Annotated in this window: 18 protein-coding genes; 13 read left to right on the top strand and 5 right to left on the bottom strand. The window is 58.6% G+C overall.

From position 1 onward, the window contains the following. The first annotated feature begins 40 nt into the window (after nt 1–40). From tldD to ACIQ0G_RS01885, 4 genes are all read left to right on the top strand, one after another. The gene (tldD, locus tag ACIQ0G_RS01900) at nt 41–1468 is read left to right on the top strand and encodes a metalloprotease TldD (RefSeq protein WP_397576442.1); all 1428 of its coding nucleotides are present in this window, start codon (nt 41–43) and stop codon (nt 1466–1468) included. A gap of 57 nt (nt 1469–1525) precedes the next feature. Beyond that, on the top strand, nt 1526–2230 hold the full coding sequence (locus ACIQ0G_RS01895; RefSeq protein WP_397576440.1) for an endonuclease/exonuclease/phosphatase family protein: 705 nt from the start codon (nt 1526–1528) through the stop codon (nt 2228–2230). A 172-nt stretch (nt 2231–2402) separates the two neighbouring features. Further along, nucleotides 2403–2741, top strand: coding sequence for a P-II family nitrogen regulator (locus ACIQ0G_RS01890; protein WP_333570320.1), 339 nt, complete (start codon nt 2403–2405; stop codon nt 2739–2741). 31 nt (nt 2742–2772) lie between these two features. Then, nucleotides 2773–4236 (top strand): ammonium transporter, encoded by a 1464-nt coding sequence (locus ACIQ0G_RS01885; protein ID WP_397576439.1) that lies wholly within the window; start codon nt 2773–2775, stop codon nt 4234–4236. Nucleotides 4237–4826: 590 nt separating this feature from the next. Here ACIQ0G_RS01885 and ACIQ0G_RS01880 read toward each other — a convergent pair. Together ACIQ0G_RS01880 and ACIQ0G_RS01875 are read right to left on the bottom strand one after the other, a co-directional pair. Further along, complete coding sequence (locus ACIQ0G_RS01880) at nt 4827–5243, bottom strand: polymer-forming cytoskeletal protein (protein WP_397576438.1); 417 nt, start codon at nt 5241–5243, stop codon at nt 4827–4829. A gap of 4 nt (nt 5244–5247) precedes the next feature. After that, complete coding sequence (locus ACIQ0G_RS01875; RefSeq protein WP_397576437.1) at nt 5248–6423, bottom strand: M23 family metallopeptidase; 1176 nt, start codon at nt 6421–6423, stop codon at nt 5248–5250. A 289-nt stretch (nt 6424–6712) separates the two neighbouring features. Between ACIQ0G_RS01875 and ACIQ0G_RS01870 the strand changes: the two genes are divergently transcribed. From ACIQ0G_RS01870 to ACIQ0G_RS01830, 9 genes are all read left to right on the top strand, one after another. Beyond that, complete coding sequence (locus tag ACIQ0G_RS01870) at nt 6713–7966, top strand: glutamate-5-semialdehyde dehydrogenase (protein ID WP_397576436.1); 1254 nt, start codon at nt 6713–6715, stop codon at nt 7964–7966. Continuing rightward, nucleotides 7963–8592: a nicotinate-nucleotide adenylyltransferase gene (locus ACIQ0G_RS01865; protein ID WP_397576435.1), complete on the top strand. Its 630-nt coding sequence runs from the start codon at nt 7963–7965 to the stop codon at nt 8590–8592. The genes ACIQ0G_RS01870 and ACIQ0G_RS01865 overlap by 4 nt, the downstream gene beginning before the upstream one ends. Nucleotides 8593–8637: 45 nt before the next feature. After that, nucleotides 8638–9009 carry a ribosome silencing factor gene (rsfS, locus tag ACIQ0G_RS01860; RefSeq protein ID WP_183941493.1) on the top strand — a complete coding sequence of 124 codons (372 nt, stop codon included), beginning with the start codon at nt 8638–8640 and terminating at the stop codon, nt 9007–9009. 24 nt (nt 9010–9033) lie between these two features. Then, nucleotides 9034–9456 carry a 23S rRNA (pseudouridine(1915)-N(3))-methyltransferase RlmH gene (locus tag ACIQ0G_RS01855; RefSeq protein WP_333569652.1) on the top strand — a complete coding sequence of 141 codons (423 nt, stop codon included), beginning with the start codon at nt 9034–9036 and terminating at the stop codon, nt 9454–9456. A 4-nt stretch (nt 9457–9460) separates the two neighbouring features. Further along, nucleotides 9461–10627 carry a murein hydrolase activator EnvC family protein gene (locus ACIQ0G_RS01850; protein WP_397576434.1) on the top strand — a complete coding sequence of 389 codons (1167 nt, stop codon included), beginning with the start codon at nt 9461–9463 and terminating at the stop codon, nt 10625–10627. Between the two features lie 107 nt (nt 10628–10734). Further along, nucleotides 10735–12102 (top strand): S41 family peptidase, encoded by a 1368-nt coding sequence (locus ACIQ0G_RS01845; RefSeq protein ID WP_397576433.1) that lies wholly within the window; start codon nt 10735–10737, stop codon nt 12100–12102. Between the two features lie 115 nt (nt 12103–12217). Beyond that, nucleotides 12218–12697, top strand: coding sequence for a disulfide bond formation protein B (locus tag ACIQ0G_RS01840; protein ID WP_397576432.1), 480 nt, complete (start codon nt 12218–12220; stop codon nt 12695–12697). Further along, nucleotides 12676–13224, top strand: coding sequence for a demethoxyubiquinone hydroxylase family protein (locus tag ACIQ0G_RS01835; RefSeq protein WP_397576431.1), 549 nt, complete (start codon nt 12676–12678; stop codon nt 13222–13224). Before ACIQ0G_RS01840 ends, ACIQ0G_RS01835 begins: the two co-directional genes overlap by 22 nt. 71 nt (nt 13225–13295) lie before the next feature. Further along, the gene (locus ACIQ0G_RS01830) at nt 13296–13871 is read left to right on the top strand and encodes a hypothetical protein (RefSeq protein WP_397576441.1); all 576 of its coding nucleotides are present in this window, start codon (nt 13296–13298) and stop codon (nt 13869–13871) included. Nucleotides 13872–13877: 6 nt separating this feature from the next. Here the strand turns inward: ACIQ0G_RS01830 and ACIQ0G_RS01825 are convergent, their stop codons facing one another. The 3 genes from ACIQ0G_RS01825 to ACIQ0G_RS01815 all read right to left on the bottom strand — a co-directional run bounded on the left by ACIQ0G_RS01825 (nt 13878) and on the right by ACIQ0G_RS01815 (nt 21751). Further along, entirely contained in the window at nt 13878–15629 is a 1752-nt protein-coding gene (locus tag ACIQ0G_RS01825) for a DUF885 domain-containing protein (protein ID WP_397576430.1), read from the bottom strand. A gap of 156 nt (nt 15630–15785) precedes the next feature. Next, nucleotides 15786–20312: a glutamate synthase large subunit gene (gltB, locus tag ACIQ0G_RS01820; protein WP_397576429.1), complete on the bottom strand. Its 4527-nt coding sequence runs from the start codon at nt 20310–20312 to the stop codon at nt 15786–15788. Beyond that, nucleotides 20309–21751 carry an NAD(P)-dependent oxidoreductase gene (locus ACIQ0G_RS01815; RefSeq protein ID WP_395628562.1) on the bottom strand — a complete coding sequence of 481 codons (1443 nt, stop codon included), beginning with the start codon at nt 21749–21751 and terminating at the stop codon, nt 20309–20311. The genes gltB and ACIQ0G_RS01815 overlap by 4 nt, the downstream gene beginning before the upstream one ends. Between the last annotated feature and the right edge of the window lie 105 nt (nt 21752–21856).

Here is a 21856-nt window from a genome sequence, read left to right as displayed (position 1 = left end):
TACCCTTTCAACCGCCGCCACACCGTCCCATATACGCAAAATGACTTATACCGATCCCCGCTCATATCTTTACCAACCCGGCCTTCTCGACCCTGACGCAGCGCGGCGTATTACGCGTGATGCGTTGAAGGCGTGCGATGATGGTGAGCTGTATTTGCAATATAGCGCGACCGAGAGCTTTGGTTTTGACGATGGCCGGTTGAAAATGGCGGATTATTCGACGGGTTCGGGCTTTGGCCTGCGCGGTGTGTCGGGTGAGATGACCGGGTTCAGCCACGCCAATGACATGAGCGAGGCCGCGATTCGCCGGGCAGGGGAAACGCTGAAGCTGCTCGATCCGGCGAAGGAACAGCCCGCCCCGCCGCCGCGCCAGAACAACCGGCATTTATATACGGACGGCAATCCGCTTGAACTCGTGCCGTTCGCGCAAAAGGTTGCCTTGTGCCAACAGATCGACGCCGCCGCCCGCGCCCGTGACCCACGCGTTGCGCAAGTGAGCGTCAGCCTTTCGGGCAGCTGGAGCGTCGTCGAAATCGTGCGTGCCGACGGCTTTGTCGCTACCGATGTGCGGCCCTTGGTGCGTCTGAATGTCTCCATCGTCGCACAAGATGGCGACCGCCGCGAAACCGGCACTTATGGTTTTGGCGGGCGCTATCTGTACGACAAATTGTTCGAAGATCATGAATGGGAACATGCCATTGATGAAGCATTGGCGCAGGCGTTGACCAACTTGCGCTCGGTCGCCGCACCCGCGGGCGAAATGACCGTGTTGCTCGGGCCCGGCTGGCCTGGCGTATTGCTGCATGAAGCCGTCGGCCACGGTCTTGAAGGCGATTTTAACCGCAAGGGCAGCAGTGCCTTTTCCGGCAAGATTGGCCAGCGCGTTGCTGCGCCCGGCGTGACCGTTGTCGATGATGGCACAATGATGAACCGCCGCGGTTCGCTGTCAATTGATGATGAAGGCACGCCGACGCAGGAAAATGTCCTGATCGAAGACGGCATATTGCGCGCCTATATGCAGGACCGCATGAACGCCCGCCTGATGGGCGTTGCCCCGACGGGCAATGGTCGCCGCGAAAGCTATGCCCATGCACCCATGCCGCGCATGACCAACACATTCATGCGCAGCGGCAATGACGATCCTGCCGAACTGTTAAGCCGCGTCAAAAACGGCATCTTCGCCAAAAGCTTCGGCGGTGGCCAAGTCGACATCGTATCGGGCAAATTCGTGTTCAGCTGCACTGAGGCCTATTTGGTCAAGGACGGCAAGCTTGGCGATCCGATCAAGGGTGCGACGCTGATCGGCGATGGCCCAACCGCGCTGAACAAGGTTATCGGCCTTGGCAACGACATGGCATTGGATGATGGCATCGGCGTGTGCGGCAAGGGCGGCCAGAGCGTTCCGGCGGGCGTCGGGCAACCCACAACTTTGGTCAGCGCGCTTACGGTAGGCGGCACGGCGGGTTGATGGGCGCATATTTCGGTCAGCATTGCGATATGGCCGAATGAACCGCATGACCCCGATATGAGCCACGCACTCAAGGTTGCGACCTATAATATTCGCAAGGCGGTTGGCCTTGACCAACGGCGCAACCCCGAACGTATCTTGGCGGTGCTCAAAGAAATCGACGCCGATATCATTGCGCTTCAGGAGGTAGACCGCCGGTTCGGCGCGCGTGTCAGCGCATTGCCGCTGGCGATGCTGGAGGCGGAGACATCGTGGATGCCCGTGCCGCTGGCTTTCCGGCCTGCCGCCATTGGCTGGCACGGCAATGCGATTTTGGTGCGCAAGGGCATGGAGGTGCGCCATTGCCAGCCGATTGATATGCCCACGCTGGAACCACGCGGCGCGGTGATGGCGGAGCTGTCGGTTGCCGGACACGCATTGCGCGTCATTGGTGTGCATCTCGATTTATCGGGGCTGTGGCGGCGCAAGCAAATCCGCGCATTGCTGGCGGCGATTGATGCCAGCCCGCGCCATATGCCGACGGTTCTGATGGGTGATTTCAACCAATGGTCGGACAGCGGCGCATTGAACGAACTTGCATTCCACCATCACCGGTTGGTGCAAACGCCCAAAAGCTTTCACACATCGCGTCCAGTCGCCCGATTGGACCGCATCATTGTCAGCCACGACGTGAAAGTGACCGCTGCCGACAGCCATATTTCACCGCTGTCCAAACAGGCATCGGACCATCTGCCCTTATGGGCATCGATCCGCATTGGTTGAATGCCCAATATTTAGGCAGTGATACTTTGCTGATTAAATTTTAGGCATTTCGAAGGGTGGTGGCGCGGATATGTGCTGCCCCCGTCGCCTGTAATCGGCGCATTTACGTGCATTTACCGTTTCTGGCACGGTGTTTGCTTATTGCACTGCACAACCAAAATTGGGGGCGTGCATGAAATATATTATTGCCATTATTAAGCCGCACAAGCTGGACCCGGTGCGCGAAGCGCTCACTGCGCTCGGCGTGTCGGGTATGACCGTGACTGAGGTCAAAGGCTTTGGCCGACAAAAAGGGCAGACCGAAATTTATCGCGGTGCCGAATATGCAACCAACATGGTGCCCAAGGTGAAAATCGAGGTCGCGTGCGCGTCCGATCAGGCACCTGCCGTGGTCGAGGCCATTCAGCAGGCCGCCGAAACAGGCGCGATTGGCGACGGCAAGATATTTGAATTCGAACTTGCCGGTGCCCTGCGCATCCGCACGGGCGACACCAACGAAACCGCGCTTTGACGCGACAATAGCAAGCTAGGGGAACCAGAAAATGTCCAAGACACTCAAGTTTCTAGGCGCGGCGGGGGCGACAATGTTCGCCGCTTTGCCCGCCTTCGCACAGGAGGCAGCCGAAAAAGCTGCTGATGGCGCGGCAGCGGTGGCGGTTGCCGTCGCCGACGGCCCGATTAAGGCACCGACCGTTGAACAAATGGCCGGCATGGTCGACAAGGGCGATACGACGTGGATGCTGATCAGCTCGGCATTGGTATTGCTGATGTCGATCCCGGCGCTTGCGCTGTTTTACGGCGGCCTTGTCCGCACAAAGAATATGCTCAGCCTGCTGATGCAGGTGTTCATGATCGTGTCGGTCGCGGCGCTTGTCTGGGTCACGTATGGCTACAGCCTGGCCTTCACCAGCGGTAACGCCTTCATCGGCGGCTTTTCAAAGATATTCCTTCAGGGCGTTAATGCGACAACCTATGCGGCGACGTTCAGCAACAATGTCTATATTCCGGAATATGCCTTTGTCGTGTTCCAGATGACCTTTGCCTGCATCACGCCGGCGTTGATCGTCGGCGCATTTGCAGAGCGTATCAAGTTCACACCCTTGATGATCTTCACGGTGTTGTGGCTGACGTTCGCTTATTTCCCGATCGCACATATGGTGTGGTACTGGGCCGGACCAGACTTTCTGGTTGATGCACCGACCGACATGGGTCTGCTGTGGGGCTGGGGTGCACTTGATTTCGCGGGCGGCACTGTCGTTCACATCAATGCCGGTATTGCGGGTCTTGTCGGCTGCCTCATCATTGGCAAGCGCGTCGGCCATGGCAAAGAAGCAACCCCGCCACACTCGATGACCATGACCATGATTGGTGCGTCGCTTCTGTGGGTGGGCTGGTTCGGCTTTAACGCTGGCTCCAACCTCGAAGCCAACGGCCTTGCTGCACTTGCCTTCATCAACACCTTTGTCGCCACGGCTGCCGCTGCGGTTGCATGGTGCCTGATTGAACAGTTCCACCATGGCAAACCATCGTTGTTGGGTGCGGTTACCGGCGCGGTCGCGGGTCTGGTTGCGATTACGCCAGCCAGCGGATTTGCAGCGCCCATGACCTCCATCCTCCTCGGCTTTGCAGCATCGGGTCTGTGCTATGTCTTCGTCGCCTATGTGAAGAACAAGCTTGGCTATGACGATACGCTGGATGTCTTCGGTGTCCATGGCATCGGCGGTATTGTCGGCGCGATCGCCACCGGCGTGGTCGCTGACCCCGCATTGGGCGGTCAGGGCTGGATCGACTACACCGTCTTCCCCGCCATCCCCGGCGAATATGACATGGCCGGTCAGGTGATGACTCAGGCCTGGGCAGTGGGCACGACAGTATTGTGGACGGCGGTTGTCTCGGCCGTGTTGTTCTACGGACTGAAATTCACCACAGGCCTGCGTCCCGCAGAAGATGCAGAACGCGAAGGCCTGGACATCACCGAACATGGTGAGCGTGCTTACAACTATTGAGTTTTAAAGCTTGGCGGCGGGGCGTTCTCTCCTTTCCTAATACGCTCCGCCTCCTCCCGATGTTCCTCCCGCGAACATCCAACTCATGGCCCGGACCCGCGATGGTTCGGGCCTTTTTTGTGCGCGGGCCAAAAACAACTTTCCTACAAATAACCATATCGGTTATTCGAGTCGCGTCATGCAGGCGGCGGTCTAGAACGTTGGTCGGGATGACGGGGACGCTGGCGGGGCAACCCGTTGGCACGGTCGGCGCGATAGGGTGCGTGCTTCAGCCTGAAAAAAGGGCCTGTTGCATCAAGCTCTGAACAGCGCAAACATGGCTGGATGTGGCGGGAAACCGTCCTGTCCGTGCGGACAGCCTTTGGGGGTTTACGAACCTTACCCCCGATGGACAGCATGCCAGCCAGCAAAGGCGGCCCGGGGGCAATAGCCTGATGGAACAAGCGGGCCTTAATCAACCAACACCATCAGCCGGAAGCACGCACCAGCGCTTCCGCGCCGGCCGTCCCCCTTTTGCACGCAGCAGGGCTGCGTTCATTTTCTGTAGGAAATAATCTTGCCGATGTAGGAAATGGCTTAGGGTCAGGACCCTAGATGACTTTGGATTCAGCCCCAAGGATCAACGGCTCCGCTGGCTTGGCAACATTGGCGGTCGGGCGCGCGGTGGTCGGCGCTCCCTTCGATGATTTGTGCCGGAACTTGCCGTCAATCTGACCGCCCGGGGCGATTGTCAGATTGCTGTACACGACATCGCCCACGATACGCGCGGTGGATTCGATCACCAGATCATTGGCCTCGATCGAGCCTTCGACATGGCCGGACAGCTTGGCCGATTCGGCAATGACCTTGCCTGCGATAATGCTGCCTTCGCCTTGCACCAGATTGCCGCATGTCACGTCGCCCTGCACCTTGCCATCAACGTGCAGATCCACGCGGGCGGTGAGGTTGCCGACGATTTCGACATCCGAAGCTATGACGGAAAATGTATGACCCGAACTATTGCGCACGTTATTATTCCTTTGCGGCGTTGCCGGCGCGGTTTCCGGCGACTGTTTGGACTTTGAGAACATCAGGGTTGGCCTCCAAAAACTTTCTCGGGTTGATCGCCCGACCATTCAGGCGGACCTCAAAATGCAAATGGCTGCCCGTCGATCGCCCTGTGCTTCCCATTCTTCCGATTTGCAAGCCACGATGCACCATTTGGCCGCGCGTAACATGCACACCGGAAAGATGGGCATAACGCGTTAATAGCCCGTTGGCATGCGTAATTTCAACTGTCTTGCCATATCCGCCGTTGAAGCCCGCAAATGTCACACGGCCTTCGGCTGCAGACAGGATTGGCGTGCCAACTGGGCCCTTGAAATCCAAACCGGCATGCATCGCGCCCCCACCGGTGAAGGGATCGCTGCGGAAACCAAAGCCGCTGGACATCATCATGACGGCGGCGGGCATCGATGTCGGGATCGCGGCCAGTGCGCGCTCCATGGCATCCATCCGGCTCAGCGATGCCGCCAGTTTTAAAAAGCGCGGGTCGCGGACGTCCTTTTTGGTGCTGCCGAAAAAGGGTTCAAAGACACCGCCCTGTGCGCTGCGCGCCTGCCGCGCGAGCACGTCTGGGTTCAGCCCGAACTGGCGGATGGCGGCCTCCGCCTTTGACGTGCGGGCCAAGGCAACCTTGGTCATTTTTTCGGCGAACTGGATTTGGCGGACTTCAACACGGGCAAGGCCAGCGGCCTCTGGCACCACGGCACTGATGGTTTTTACGGTCTTGTCTTCATCGGTGGACTTGGCAGTTGCAGGCGTTTGGGCCTTGGCGTCCGGAACGTCGCCCAGATATTGATCGCTCAAGCTTTCCAGCATTTTCTGCCGCCGTTCGAGGTCCTTCGCCACTTCATCAATGGAACCGCGATAATTGGCGACGCGTTCTTCGGCCGATTCAACCTTCGCCTCTTGCTCGCTCAACGCCATGCGCTGCGCCGAAACGCTGACTTGATTGATGGCCATGCCAAGCGTGACGACCAACCAAAGGCCGACGACGGACGCGACGGTACCCACAACGCGGCGTTGCAACTGCGCACTCAGTTTCAAGAACCGGACTTGGCCATTGGCCCGCATGAAAAATTCGCGGTCAATAAACCATCCAGCTATCCGGTTTTTCCACCCGGACATTCTGGTCTTAAGCGACACGACCCACCCCGTTTTTGTTCTGTTGCGCGGCCGTAGCAGAGCAAAATGGCAGGCGCGAATCGCCGACGCCGGACTCGTGACGAGTCGAATGAGTCACACGATGAGCTGTGGAAAACCTTTCTCAAATGTCACAAATTGTGAATTGTCAGCGCCTGCAGATGCCCGGAAAACGGCGTAAAAAGCCGAAAAATCAACGCTTTTCCTACGATTCGCGTGGCGAGTGCACCGGATACCCTTGAAATGAACGCCACCTTTCCCTTTTGCGGTCACTTCTCTAGGGGTTGATATCATGACCGATTATCAGACCCTGATGGCATCGATTGCCACCAAAGCGCGCGCTGCATCGCGGCTGTTGGCCGCAGCGGATGACGCGGCCAAGGCCAGCGCCTTAACCTATGCTGCCCAAGCTCTGCGTGCGCAGTCCGCCGATATCCTCGCGGCCAATGCCATCGACCTTGCCGCAGGGACCAAGGCTGGCCTGTCACCCGCCATGCTGGATCGCCTGAAACTCGACGACGCACGCATCACGGCCATGGCTGCGGCGGTGGCACAGGTTGCTGTGCTGGCCGATCCCGTCGGTCAAATCATCGACAGCAGCACGCAGCCCAATGGTTTGCAGATGGCGCGCATCCGCGTGCCCATCGGCGTGCTGGGCATCATTTACGAAAGCCGGCCCAATGTGACGGCGGATGCCGCGGCCTTGGGGCTGCGCTCGGGCAACGCCGTCATCCTGCGCGGCGGTAGTGAGGCGGTGCACAGCAACCGCGCGATATATGCTGCGATGCTGGCTGGCATCACACAGGCCGGATTACCCGCCGACGCGGTGCAGCTTGTGCCCAAACAAGACCGCGAGATGGTCGGCCTGATGCTGCGCGCGCAGGGTGCAATTGACATGATCATTCCGCGTGGGGGCAAATCGCTGGTCGCGCGGGTGCAGGATGAAGCCCGCGTTCCCGTGCTCGCGCATCTCGACGGCATCAACCACAGCTATGTCCATAAGGACGCCGATCCGGCGATGGCGCAGGCGATTGTCGTCAATGCCAAGATGCGGCGCACCGGCGTTTGCGGGGCAACTGAAACCGTCCTGATTGATCAGGATTATCCTGCCGCCGCCGAATTGATTGGCGCGCTGATTGATGCCGGATGCGAAGTGCGCGCGGATGATGTGCTGATGGAACTCGATGCCCGCACGGTGTCTGCCGATGCGGATGATTGGGACACCGAATATCTCGATTCCGTCATTTCGGCCCGCGTTGTATCGGGATTGGACGATGCGATCGATCATATCGCCCGCCACGGATCGCACCATACCGACGCGATCATCACTAACAATGCCGAAGCCGCAGCGCGCTTTTTGGCGGAGGTCGACAGCGCGATTGTCATGCACAACAGCTCGACCCAATTTGCCGATGGCGGGGAATTTGGCTTGGGCGCGGAAATTGGCATTGCGACGGGACGGCTGCACGCCCGCGGTCCGGTCGCGCTTGAGGGCCTCACGACCTATAAATGGGTTGTGCGCGGAAACGGGCAAATCCGGCCTTGAAAACCATTGGCCTCATGGGGGGATCGTTCAACCCCGCGCATGGTGGCCACCGGGGGATTAGCCTGTTCGCAATGGATTCGTTGTGCCTCGACGAATTTTGGTGGCTGGTGTCACCGGGCAATCCACTAAAACCCAAAAAAGGCATGGCACCTTTGCCTGCGCGCTTGGCATCGGCGAAGGACCAGACGCGGCGCACACCGATTAAGGCCACCGCCATTGAACGCGAATTTGGCACCGTGTACACCGCAGAAACCCTGAAAAAGCTGGTCGCGCGATATCCCAAAGTCCGCTTTGTCTGGATCATGGGCGCGGATAATTTGTTGCAATTTCACCACTGGAAACATTGGCGCGACATTGCGCGATTGATGCCGATTGCAGTTATCGCCAGACCCGGCTATGATGCACGTGCTGTTGCGGGTCCCGCAATGGCCTGGTTCAGACGGTTTGTCCGGCGTCCGGACCAGCTTCATCACTGGACAAAATGGAGTACGCCAGCGCTTGTCTTTTTGCGCTTTCGTCCAGATCCGCGTTCAGCAACCGCAATTCGGCGTGCTGACCCATATTGGTTTCACCGATATAAGGAACATGGAACGCGTGACGGCGTTACCCGAAATATTGTGCTTTAAGGAGCAATCTTGATCGATACCGCATCCGTTCCGACTGCCGGCAATCTGGCCGCCAAGTCCAAGGAACCCACTTTGACCCCGGACGCCCTCCACGCGCTTATCCTGCAATCGCTCGACGATGATCAGGCGCAGGAAGTGGTAACCATCCCGCTTGAAGGCAAAAGCAACATCGCCGACCATATGGTCGTCGCATCCGGCCGTTCATCGCGGCAGGTGGCGTCGATGGCGCAAAAGCTTGCCGAGCGTATCAAGAAAGCCGGACGTCATGCCCGCATCGAAGGTTTGCCTTCGGCTGACTGGGTATTGATCGACGCCGAAGATGTCATTGTGCATCTGTTCCGTCCCGAAGTCCGCAGCTTCTACAATCTGGAACGCATGTGGGCCTTTGGCGACGCGCCCGAAGTTCCGGCCCAATAAGGCCGAACGTCCGCGCCGATGGCGATGCGCCTGCACATCATCGCGCGCGGCAAAATCGGCCGCTCTGCTGAAGCGGAGCTGGTCGACCGATATCTGAAACGGATCAGCTGGCCAACGCGGCACAGCGAAATGCCCGATAAGGGCGGCGATCTGCCCCATTCGGACAGCCCCTGCAAAACCATCATCTTGGATGAAAAAGGCGAACAGCTTGGTTCGGTCGAACTCGCCCGCTTGCTCGAACGCTGGCGCGACGATGGCGTGCGCGAAGTGCGTTTCCTGATTGGCGCTGCCGACGGTTTTGATGACGAAGCCCGCGCTGGCGCGGACAAGCTGATTGCCTTTGGCAAAGCGACATGGCCGCATTTGATGGCCCGTGCGATGCTGGCCGAACAATTGTTCCGCGCAACATCGATCATTGCCAACCACCCCTATCATCGTGAAGGATAGGGGCATGCGGTTCTGGTCCGTCCTTTTGCTCTTGATGCTCACGCCCTTTGCCATTGCGAGCAGCCTGATGGCGCAAAATGCGGGCAGCAGCAGCGCGCAACAAGACGCCCTGCGCGATGCACAGGAAAAAGCGCTGCGTGCTGAACGGCGCAGCGAACTGTTGCGGCAGGAGGCAAGCAACGCCGGAAGCACCGCGGACCGGCTGGTCGCGCAACGGGCGGTGCTGTCCGCTGAAATCGACGCCGCCGAAGCGCAGATAGCAGCCGCGACCGTCCGCATCGCCATCATCAGCCGCCAGCAAGAACTTCAGCGCGCACAGCTTGGTGTTGAAAGCGAACCGGTGCTACGCCTGAACGCCGCGCTTCAGCAGATGACGGGCCGCCCCACGGTGCTGATGATGATGCAGCCCGGGCAACGCGAAGATTATGTGCATGTCCGCGCGGTCATGGCGACCGTGCAGCCACAGATTATCCGCCGCACCAGCGATTTGCGCCAACAAATTGCGGTGCAAAGCGAATTGCGGGCGCAGGAATATCGCGCGCTGAAATCGCTGGGCGATGCGCGCAGCCGGTTGAAAAGCCGCCAGACAGATTTGGCCAGACTGCAAAGCGCCGCCGGTGGCAAGGCCGGCGCACTGTCCGCCAACGCCGCCATCGCATTTGAACAAGCGATCGCGCAGGGCGAGCGGGCACGCGAAATTGTCGGGCGCATGGATATCCAGCGGCTGAGCGCCGAAAAGGCATCTGAACTTGCGGCGCTGGACGGACCGATGCTCCGCCCCGGGCGCGCGACCAAGGCTGCGGCTGCGGGGACGGCCTATATCCTACCCGCGCGCGGTAAGCTGTTGTCCGGCTTCAACGAACTGAACGCCACCGGCTATCGCGAACGCGGCGTCCGCATTGCGCTTGCCAATGACCTGCGCGTGGTCGCGCCAGCGGCAGGAACGGTTTCTTTTGCGGGCCGTTATCGCAGCTATGGGCAGATTGTTATCATTGAACATGGCAATGGCTGGAACAGCCTGATTACACATCTGGGCAGTACGCAGGTCAAAAAGGGGCAGGCGGTGACGCAAGGCGCGGTTCTGGGATCGGCCACATCCGACGCGCCGGAAATCGGCGTTGAACTGCGCAAAAATGGCCGTGTGATGGATATTGCCACGATATTGGGATGAACTATGTGCGTTCTTGTCGATGCCCGCATGCTGTTCGTGCTAATCATGCTTTCACCGCGGGTTAAGGCGGGATATAGCATCGCCGAAATGATGAAATGGATTGGTATATGAAGCACCGTTTGCTGCCTGTGACTTGCGCCATTGTTTTGGCGCTGTCGGTCCCTGCGACTGTGCTGGTCGCGCAAAGCGTTCAGCAGCAACAAGCGCAAGCCGATCGCTTCAAAGAGCTTGAGGAATTCCTCGCGGTCTATCGCAAGGTTAAATTAAGCTATGTCGACAAGGTCGATGACAAGCAATTGATGGAAGGCGCGATTCAAGGGATGCTCGCCAGCCTCGATCCGCACAGTGCCTTCCTCGACAAATCCGACTTCAGCTCGCTGCAAACACAGATTGATGGCGAATATGGCGGCCTTGGCCTGACGGTTACGCTTGAGGATGAAGCGGTGAAGGTCATCGCCCCCACCAAGGACACGCCCGCTGACAAGGCCGGTATCAAATCGGGCGACTTTATCACGCATTTGGACGGCAAGCTGATCCTTGGCGGAACGCTCGACGAAGCTGTCGAAGCGATGCGCGGTGTGCCGGGCACATCGATCAAGCTCACCATTTTCCGGCCCGGGCGCGATGCGCCGTTCGACGTGACGGTAACGCGCGCGGTCATCGATTTGAAACCTGTGCGGTGGGAAGTGAAAAACCGCATTGGCGTCATTTCAATCACGGGCTTCTCCGAACAAACCGGCGCTGACGTTGTCGCTGCTGTGTCCGGCATAAAGAAATCTCTTGGCGGAAATCCGTTGGGCTACATCATCGACCTGCGGTCCAACCCCGGTGGCATATTGGACGAAGCCGTTTCGGTTTCTGACGCTTTCCTTTCGAGTGGCGAGATTGTTTCCGAACGCGGCCGTGACAAACGCGACATCCAACGCTGGTGGGCCGAACGCGCCGTTCCGGGCGATGTCACCGGCGGCGCGCCGATCATCGTTCTGGTCGACGCAGGTTCGGCATCGGCATCCGAAATTGTGGCGGGTGCATTGCAAGATCACCATCGCGGCTTGGTCATGGGTGAACGCAGTTTCGGCAAGGGATCGGTGCAGAGTGTCCTACCGTTGACGCGGGACACCGGCCTTCGCCTCACCGTTGCGCGCTACCATCTGCCATCGGGTCGTTCGGTGCAGGAAGGCGGCATAAAGCCTGATGTCCGCGTACCGCAATTGACCGATCCCGATTATAAAAAGCGGGTGTCCGTGCGCGAATCCGATTTGCGTCGTCACTTGGTCAATGAATTGAAAGACAATAGCAAAGACCTTGAAGAAGACCGCATCGACGATCCGCGTTTTGCCATGACTGCGGAGCAGTTGAAGGCCAAGGGCATTGACGATTTCCAGCTTTATTACGCGATGGAAACCTTGCAGCGGCTTGGATCCAAAACGATGAAGCTTGCCGCAAAGCCCGTAAAGGGCAGGGCGCAGAATTGAGTTTTACCCAACCCCGTCATGCTGAACTTGTTTCAGCATCTTACTTTCTTGTCGGTGCTGAAGTAAGATCCTGAAACAAGTTCAGGATGACAATGATGCGGAGCGAAGCGCGTACATGACGTCGAAATATGACAAGGCCCATTGGCTGGCATTGCTGTTACCGGCGGCGTTGCTCGCGGGGGCATATGGTTCGCAATATATTGGCGGGCTGTTCCCGTGCGAAATGTGCTGGTGGCAGCGTTATCCGCATTTCGCCGCGGTCGCGATTGCGGCCATTGCCTTTGGCGTTGGCAATCTTGCCTTTCGCAAAACATTGGTGGCGCTCGCCGCATTGGCCATTGCGACCAGTGGCGGCATCGCGGGCTTTCATGCTGGCGTCGAATATGGCTGGTGGGAAGGGCTGACCGCGTGCACCGCGACGATTTCGGGCAGCGGGGATGATTTGCTCAAGTCGATCATGAACGCGCCATTGGTCCGCTGTGACGTGGCACCATGGTCTTTGTTCGGCATTTCGCTTGCGGGCTATAATTTCCTCTTGTCGTTGGGCGGCGCAGTGGCCATCTTGGGTATGACATGGCGCAACAAGACACCTTGAAAACCGCACCGCAGCGTAAAGCGGCCATCGACCGGATGATTCGCGTGAATCAAGCGGGCGAATTTGGCGCGAAACGCATTTACGCTGGCCAGCTTGCGGTGATGGGTGACCGGACGCCGGCGGCGCGCAGCATTGCGCATATGGCCGAGCAAGAGGAACGCCATTTGAGCGCCTTTGACAAGATGATGGCCGAACGCGGCGTGCGTCCAACGGCTTTTTACCCGATTTGGAACGCCGCCGGTTTTGCGCTTGGTGCGGTGTCTGCCGCAATCAGCCCGGAGGCGGCGATGGCCTGCACCGTGGCGATCGAAACCGAAATTGACCGCCATTATAGCGAACAGCTTGAAGAAATCGGTGACAGCGATCCCGAATTGTCGGCGATGATTGCCGATTTTCAGGCGGATGAGCTGGAACATAAAGCCACCGCGCTGGCCGAAGGTGCAGAGCGCGCACTGGCCTATCCGGTCATGAGCGCGCTTGTCCGCTTGGGTTGCCGTACCGCGATTGCAGTGTCGAAACATATTTGAGCTTCATCGCGCATTCAGCCTGCGACGTTCAAGCCAGAGCATAGATTTTTGGAGAATATCCCGTGAACGCAATGGCCAATATTTCCGTCGCCGCTTTGGCTCTCATGTTGTCAGCGCAAGCGCCGGCACAAAATGCCCCCGCCACGCAACCGGGTGATGAGAAGATCAACCAGCTGATCATCTATGGCGACGACAAATGCCCCGAAAGCCAAGGCGCCGAAATCGTCGTCTGCGCGCGGATGGGGGAGGCGGACCGGTACCGCATTCCGTCATCCTTGCGCGGCGATCCCAATGACCCGCGCAATCAGGCGATGTCCGAACGGATCAAATCCTACGAATATGTGGGCGCCAGCGGCACGATGAGCTGCTCGGCATCGGGTGCTGGCGGCTTTACCGGATGTGGGCTGAAAGAAATTGACCGCGCCTATGCCGAAAAAGCGCAAGACCCCGGCATTGTCTTTGGCCGCCTGATCGCCGCCGAACGCGCCAAGCGCATGGCGGGCATTGATGCAGAGGCTGCCGAAGTCGAAGCACGCGTGACCGAATTTGAAAAGGGCCGCGCCGAACGCGAGGCGAAGTTGCAGGCCGAACTGGATGCCAAGGAAGCGGCATCTGCCGACGCAGAGCCGCTCCCTGAACCCAAATAAGCGGGCCTAGCCCTTCGCTTTTTCCGCGGCGACCCAATCCTTAATCTGCTGCTCCAACACGTCGAGCGGGACGGAGCCTTGGCCCAATACGGCGTCATGGAACGCCGCAAGGTTGAATTTCGGCCCAAGCTCTTTGGTCGCCATGGTCCGCAATTCACGGATCTTCAGCTCGCCCAATTTATAGGCCAGTGCCTGACCGGGCCAGCTGATGTAGCGGTTGACCTCGGCCTCGATATTGGCAGCCGACAGCGCGCTGTTGTCGGTCATGAAATCGATCGCCTGTTGCTTGCTCCAACCCTTGGCATGAATGCCGGTGTCGACGACCAAGCGGCATGCGCGCCACATTTCATAGGACAGCCGGCCCATGTCCTTGGCCGGCGTATCATATAGGCCCATTTCGATGCCCAACCGTTCGGAGTACAGGCCCCAGCCTTCGGTAAAGGCGGTGAAGAATGCGCCATATTTGCGGAAGTCCGACAAGGGCAGTTCTTGTTGCAACGCGATTTGGTTGTGATGCCCGGGGACTCCCTCATGCACCGACAAGGCCGGAATTTCCCAGAACGGGCGTTGGTTCAGTTTCGACGTGTTGACGAAATAGGTTCCGGAAATGCCGATCTCGGGCGAACCCTGATTATAATATGCCGTCGTGGTGCCTTCGGCCGTTTCCGCCGGAATTTCCTTTATGCCATAGGGCAGGCGGGGCAGGCGGCCGAACAGGCTGGGCATTTTGCCATCGATGATCTTGGTCACCCGCGCGACCTTTTCCATCAGCTCTTCGGGCGTTTTGGCGTAATATTGCGGGTCGGTCCGCAAATGTTGGATAAACGCCTCGCGGCTTGGATATCCCGCCTGTGACGCGACCTCGACCATCTCGGCGCGAATGCGTGCCACTTCGTTCAGGCCAATTTGGTGGATTTGCTCTGCGGTCAGGGACGTCGTTGTTTCTTCACGAACCCGGAATGCGTAATATTTGTCACCGCCCGGTTGCGCAGACACGCCGGGTGCTGTGGCGCACGCTGGCTTGTAGCTTGCGCTATACCATGCGAGTTGTTTGTTCAGCGCAGGGTGAATGACCGTGCGGATCGTGGCTTCGGCCGCTTTGGCAAGGCCCGCAAAGTCCGCTTCGGAAACGCCCGCAGGACGCTTTTTCGCATATGGTTCGTAGAAGCGCGACCTATTCACGTCGGTCGTAATCAGCCCGCTGATCGTTCCTTCAAAACCCTTTAGCGTGACGCAGGGCTGGGTATATTTGCCCTTGATCGCGACATTGGCCACCGCGATATTTTCATCATTCACGCGCGCATATTGGGCGAGCCGCGCATTGTAGCTTTCAAAATCCGCCTTCGTACGGAACGGCAGATTTTGCGCCATGCCGGCCAGTTGCTGGTGCCAGCTGGAATAGGTTGTGAAATTGATCGCGCGTTGCCCGAAACTGTTGCCCTCTATGGTCGAATTGAGCGCGCGCCGTAATATGCCCGCCTCCACCTTTGATGCGGCATTCAGCGAATCCGAAGGGATGGCATTTAGGCGGGTGAGAAACTTCGCGGCATCGGCGGCGCGGCGGTCCTGTGCGGCCAGCGTGTAGTCGCCCAGTTCCGATGCATGTTCATTCACGCCCAATGCGCTGGCATAGACCGGCTGTTCCTTCAACGAAGCCGCCCACACATCATTCACCAGCGTGACAAGGTCAACATTGGCGTCGGCATGCGCCGGGACGGCAAGGGCCAAAATCGATCCAGCGAGTAACAATTTGCGCATAGGGCGTCTCCTCGAAATAACAATGTGCAGACTAAAGCAGGGGCGAACGCAATTGACCAGACCCTTCCGCAATGTCAGGCGCTGCCTATCCTGCGCGCGGAGGGCATCTTGCCAAACCGCGCGCATCCATCTGTTCAAATCGCGGAAACGCTGGGTCTATTCCGCAGCTTCCAACACCTCGTGGTCGGACAGCGGCTGGCTTAAGCGGGTCAGCATTTCTTTCGGGCATATCTGCCAGAATTCACCGCGCCTGCGGTCCCAATCTTCCAGCAATGATTGCGACCATGCGCTATCTGTGGCTTGGGCATGCGCTGCGACCAGCGACTTCAGCTGATCTTCCCAATAGGCGCTGTCGAGCCGTTGCCAGACGATGCTGTCCGGATTGGCCATCTTTGCAAAATCACCTTCGGTGTCGAGCACAAATGCCATGCCGCCGGTCATCCCTGCACCAAAGTTGCTGCCAACCTTGCCCAGGATAACCGCCATGCCGCCGGTCATATATTCCAGACCGTTTGATCCGCAGCCTTCGACCACGACATGCGCGCCGGAGTTGCGGACGGCAAAGCGCTCGCCGGCCTGTCCTGCCGCCAACAGCCGTCCCGACGTTGCGCCATAGAGCACCGTGTTGCCGATGATGCTGTTCTGTTGACTGGTGAGCGGACTGCTGACCGTTGGCCGCACGATGATGGTGCCGCCCGAAAGCCCCTTGCCGACATAGTCATTGGCGTCGCCAAACACTTCCAAGGTGATACCCTGACACAGGAATGCGCCAAGCGATTGTCCCGCCGACCCACGCAAACGCACATGAACATGCCCTTCGGAAAGGCCCTTCATCCCGTACAGCCTCGTGATTTCCGAACTCAACCGCGTGCCAACCGCGCGGTGGGTATTGCGGACATTATATGTCAGCTGCATTTTCTCGCGCCGTTCGAACACGGGCTTTGCATCATGGATCATTTGCGCATCAAGGCTGTCGGGCACTTCATTGCGGAATGTCGGGATGCTGAAACGGCGCGCGCTGTCGGGCGCATCGACCTTGGCAAGGATGGGGTTGAGATCGAGATCATCCAAATGCTCCGCGCCGCGGCTAACTTGGCGCAGCAGCTCGGTACGGCCAATGACTTCATCCAGGCTGCGATAGCCAAGCTTGGCCAAAATCTCGCGCACTTCCTCGGCAATGAAGGTCATCAGGTTGATGACCTTTTCCGGGGTGCCCGTGAATTTCTTGCGCAAGGCTTCATCCTGAACACAGACCCCGACGGGGCAGGTGTTGGAATGGCACTGGCGCACCATGATGCAACCCATGGCGACAAGGCTGAGCGTGCCGATGCCAAATTCTTCAGCACCCAAGATCGCCGCAATCACAATGTCGCGTCCGGTTTTCAGCCCGCCATCGGTGCGCAGCTTGATACGATGCCGCAGGCCGTTGAGCGTCAACACCTGATTGGCTTCGGACAGCCCCATTTCCCATGGTGTCCCTGCATATTTGATGCTGGTTTGCGGGCTTGCGCCCGTGCCGCCGACATTACCCGAAACAAGGATGACGTCGGCATGCGCTTTTGCCACACCAGCGGCGATGGTGCCGATGCCCGCTGCACTGACCAGCTTGACGCACACCCGCGCGCGCGGGTTGATTTGCTTCAGGTCGTAGATCAGCTGGGCAAGGTCTTCGATCGAATAAATGTCATGGTGCGGTGGCGGTGAAATGAGCGTGACGCCCGGCGTTGAATGCCGCAGACGCGCAATCATTTCGGTGACCTTGAAACCGGGCAACTGGCCGCCTTCACCGGGCTTTGCGCCCTGTGCGACCTTGATTTCAATTTCCTCGCACGCGCCAAGATATTCGGCGGTTACACCGAAACGGCCACTGGCGATTTGTTTGATGACGCTGTTGGCATTGTCGCCATTTTCATAGGGCTTGAACCGCTTGCTGTCTTCGCCACCTTCGCCGGATACAGCCTTTGCGCCAATCCGGTTCATGGCAATCGCGAGTGTCTCATGCGCCTCCGGCGACAATGCGCCAAGCGACATACCCGGCGTGACAAAGCGTTTGCGAATTTCGGTGATCGCTTCGACTTCATCAATCGCAACAGGTTCCTTGGCGAAGTTGAACTCCAACAAATCGCGCAAGTAAATCGGCGGCAGTTCCCGCACGCCTTGGGCAAATTGTGTGTAGGTCGAATAGCTGTCATTCGCGACTGAGCTTTGCAACAAATGCATCAGACCCGCCGAATAGGCATGCTCTTCGCCGCCATTGCGTTGCTTGTAAAAGCCGCCAACGGGCAAGCATGCTACGGCGGTGTCAAACGCCTCTTCATGGCGATCACGCGCGTTCACATAGAGCGAATGATAGCCTTCGCCCGAAATCTTGTTCGGCATTCCGGGGAAGAAGTCGTTGACCAACGCACGCGACAGGCCAACCGCTTCGAAATTATAGCCGCCACGATAGCTGGAGATGACCGCGATGCCCATTTTGGACATGATCTTCAGCAGCCCTTCGTTGATGGCCGTGCGGTAATTTTCGACCGCTTGGGTCAAGGCCAGACCACCCAACAGCCCGCGCGCATGGCGGTCGCCAATCGCGGCTTCGGCCAGATATGCGTTTACCGTGGTTGCGCCAACGCCAATGAGCACCGCGAAATAATGCGTGTCGAGACATTCGGCGGAGCGGACGTTGATCGACGAATAGCTGCGCAAACCATTGCGCACCAAATGCGTGTGCACAGCGGCCGCGGCAAGGATCATGGCAATGCCCACGCGGTCGGCGCTGATATTTTCGTCGGTCAGGAACAATTCGGATTTGCCCATGCGCACCGCGGCGACGGCTTCTTCACGGATGCGGGTGATGGCCGCGCGAAGACCTTCTTGTCCTTCGGAAATATCATAGGTGCAGTCAATTTCTGCGCCCGCCGCGCCAAAGGCAGACTTTAACCGGCGCCAGTCGTGCGACGTGAGCACGGGGCTGGCGAGGACAAGCACGTCGGCGTTCTGGCTCTTTTCTTCCAAAATGTTGGCAAGGTTCGAGAAACGCGTTTTCAGGCTCATCACGTGCCGCTCGCGCAGACTGTCGATGGGCGGGTTTGTCACTTGGCTGAAATTCTGGCGGAAGAACTGGCTGATGAGGCGCGGCTTGTCGCTGATGACGGCGAGCGGCGTGTCGTCGCCCATCGATCCAATGGCTTCCTTGCCATCTTCGATCATCGGCGCGAGGATCATTTCGACATCTTCAAGCGTCATGCCGGCGGCGACCTGACGCTTGGTCAGTTCCGCGCGCGACCACGCCGGGGCATCATCCTGCCCTACGTCGGGCAGGTCGGTGATCGCACGGAAACCACGCACGAGCGCGCCATAGTCTTGCTCTGCCGAGATGCGGTCTTTCAACTCGCCATCGCGGTACAATTTGCCTTCGTCGAGGTTGACGGCAATCATCTGGCCGGGGCCAAGGCGGCCCTTTTCCAATATCGTTGTTTCGGGAAGAACGACCATGCCGGTTTCGGAACCGATGACGAGCAGATTGTCCGACGTGCGGCTGTAGCGCAGCGGGCGAAGGGCGTTGCGGTCAACGCCTGCAACCGCCCAATGGCCATCGGTCATGGCCAGCGCAGCGGGGCCATCCCATGGCTCCATGACGCTCGACATATATTCATACATTGCGCGGTGTGACGCGGGCAGATTGGGGTTTGACTGCCATGCTTCGGGGATCAGCATCAGCTTTGCCGTGGGTGCTTCCTTGCCCGAACGGACCAATGTTTCGAATACGGCATCCAGCGCTGCGGTGTCCGACGAACCCGCCGGAATGACGGGCTTAATGTCATCAGAATGCGCACCAAAGGCGATGCTGGCCATTTTGATTTCGTGGCTCTTCATCCAATTCTGGTTGCCACGGATCGTGTTGATTTCGCCATTATGGGCAAGACCGCGGAACGGCTGCGCCAACCACCATTGCGGGAAAGTGTTCGTCGAATAACGCTGGTGGAAAATTGCAACGCGGCTTTCAAAACGGTCATCCTGAAGATCTGGGTAAAAGACCGAAAGGCTTTCTGCGAGGAACAGGCCCTTGTAGACAATCGACCGGCACGACAGCGAGCAGATGTAGAAATCGCGAATTTGCGCGGCGATGATCTTCTTCTCAATCCGGCGGCGGACGAGATACAGATTCTTTTCAAACTCGGTCGCATCAACCGCATCGGGCATTGGGCCCGCGATCATGATCTGTTCGATTTCGGGCCGTGTCGCCTGCGCCTTTGTACCGATAACCGAAACGTCGACCGGCACCTGCCGCCAGCCATAAATGGTGTAGCCGGCGTCAATGATTTCCGCCTCGACAATCGTCCGGCAGTTTTCTTGTGCGCTCAGGTCGGTGCGCGGCAGAAACACCATGCCGACCGCCAAACGGTTTGGCATCGGGCGGTGGCCGCTGTCTGAAATGGCATCGTCAAAGAAGCGGACGGGCAAGTCGATATGCAGCCCAGCGCCGTCGCCCGTCTTGCCGTCGGCATCAACGGCACCACGGTGCCAAACGGCCTTCAGCGCCTCAATCCCGGCTGCCACCACGCGGCGTGATGGCTTACCATCGGTCGCGGCAATCAAGCCAACGCCGCAGGCATCGCCTTCGGATTCCGGATAATACATGCCCTCATTGGCGAGGCGTTCATGTTCGGGGGTGGGGTAGAATATGGTCATGCTGCAACCTTTTCACGGCTTGCTTTTGATTTGAGATAATTGTGCATATGCTGCGTCACATCGCGGCCATCGCGGATCGCCCAGACGACAAGGCTCGCACCGCGCACGATGTCGCCAATGGCGAACACACCGTCGAGGTTGGTCATCTGCGTATTATGGTCGACGCGAATGGTGCCCCAGCGGGTGACGTTCAGGTCAGCCGCGCCAAACAATACAGGCAGGTCTTCGGCTTCGAAACCAAGTGCGGTAATCACAAGGTCGGCATCCAGTGTGAAGTCACCTTGCGGGTCGTTTTCCGGCGCGCGGCGACCCGATGCGTCGGGGGCACCCAGGCGCATTTTCGAAACCTGAACCCGCTCGACCTTGCCATTGCCTTCAAAGCCCTTGGGGCCGGAAAGCCACACAAACTCGACGCCTTCTTCTTCGGCATTGGCCACTTCACGTTGCGAACCGGGCATATTTTCGCGGTCGCGGCGGTAGAGGCATTTGACCGACTTGGCGCCTTGGCGGATCGCGGTGCGAACGCAATCCATCGCGGTGTCGCCGCCGCCAATGACGACGACATTCTTGCCCTCGGCATTCAGCGCGCCGCTTTCGAACGCGGGCACAGCATCGCCAAAGCCCTTGCGGTTCGACGCGGTCAAATAATCCAATGCCGCCACCACGCCATTCAGATCGCCGCCCGGTAACGACACCGCGCGCGCCTTGTACACGCCCGTCGCAATCAACACGGCGTCGTGCTTGGCCCGCAATGCGTCGAGCGTGGCGTCACGGCCAACTTCGAAATTGGGATGGAAATGGATGCCCGCATCTTCGAGCCGCTTCACGCGGCGCATGACGACGTCTTTCTCCAGCTTAAATCCGGGAATGCCATAGGTTAGCAGGCCGCCCATGCGATCGTAGCGGTCGTAGACATGCACGTCATATCCAGCAACGCGCAGATATTCTGCGGTGGTCAGGCCACCCGGGCCACCGCCAATGATGCCCACCGATTGCCCGCGCGATGGTCCGACTGCAACAGGTTCGACCCAGCCCTGTTCCCAAGCGGTGTCGGTGATATATTTCTCGACAGAGCCAATGGTCACCGCGTCGTGGCCGGAAAATTCAATGACGCAATTGCCCTCGCACAAGCGATCTTGCGGGCAGATGCGGCCGCAAATTTCGGGCATGGTGCTGGTCAGATTGGACAGCTCATACGCCTCACGCAAGCGCCCTTCGGCGGTCAGGCGCAACCAATCCGGAATATGGTTGTGCAACGGGCAATGCACCGAACAATATGGCACGCCGCATTGCGAACAACGCGATGCCTGATCCGCGGCGTCGTCGGACGCATAGCGCTCGGCGATTTCGGCAAAATCTTCTGCGCGAAGCTGCGCGGCCCGCTTTTCAGGGTAGGCCTGCGGTTTCGAGATAAATTTCAGCATCGGGTCTTTGGCCACAGCGCACACTCCTTGAATATGCGCCGCGCCTACCGCGACAAACGGCGGATGTCACCTATAAAACCGCATAATAGGACAGTTTAGCTGTCATATGATGTATATTTT

This window comes from Sphingorhabdus sp. (genome assembly GCF_044354325.1).
GTDB lineage: Bacteria > Pseudomonadota > Alphaproteobacteria > Sphingomonadales > Sphingomonadaceae > Sphingorhabdus_B.
The sequence above is the reverse complement of the archived record's forward strand: the minus strand, read 5'-3'. Positions and strand labels throughout refer to the sequence as shown.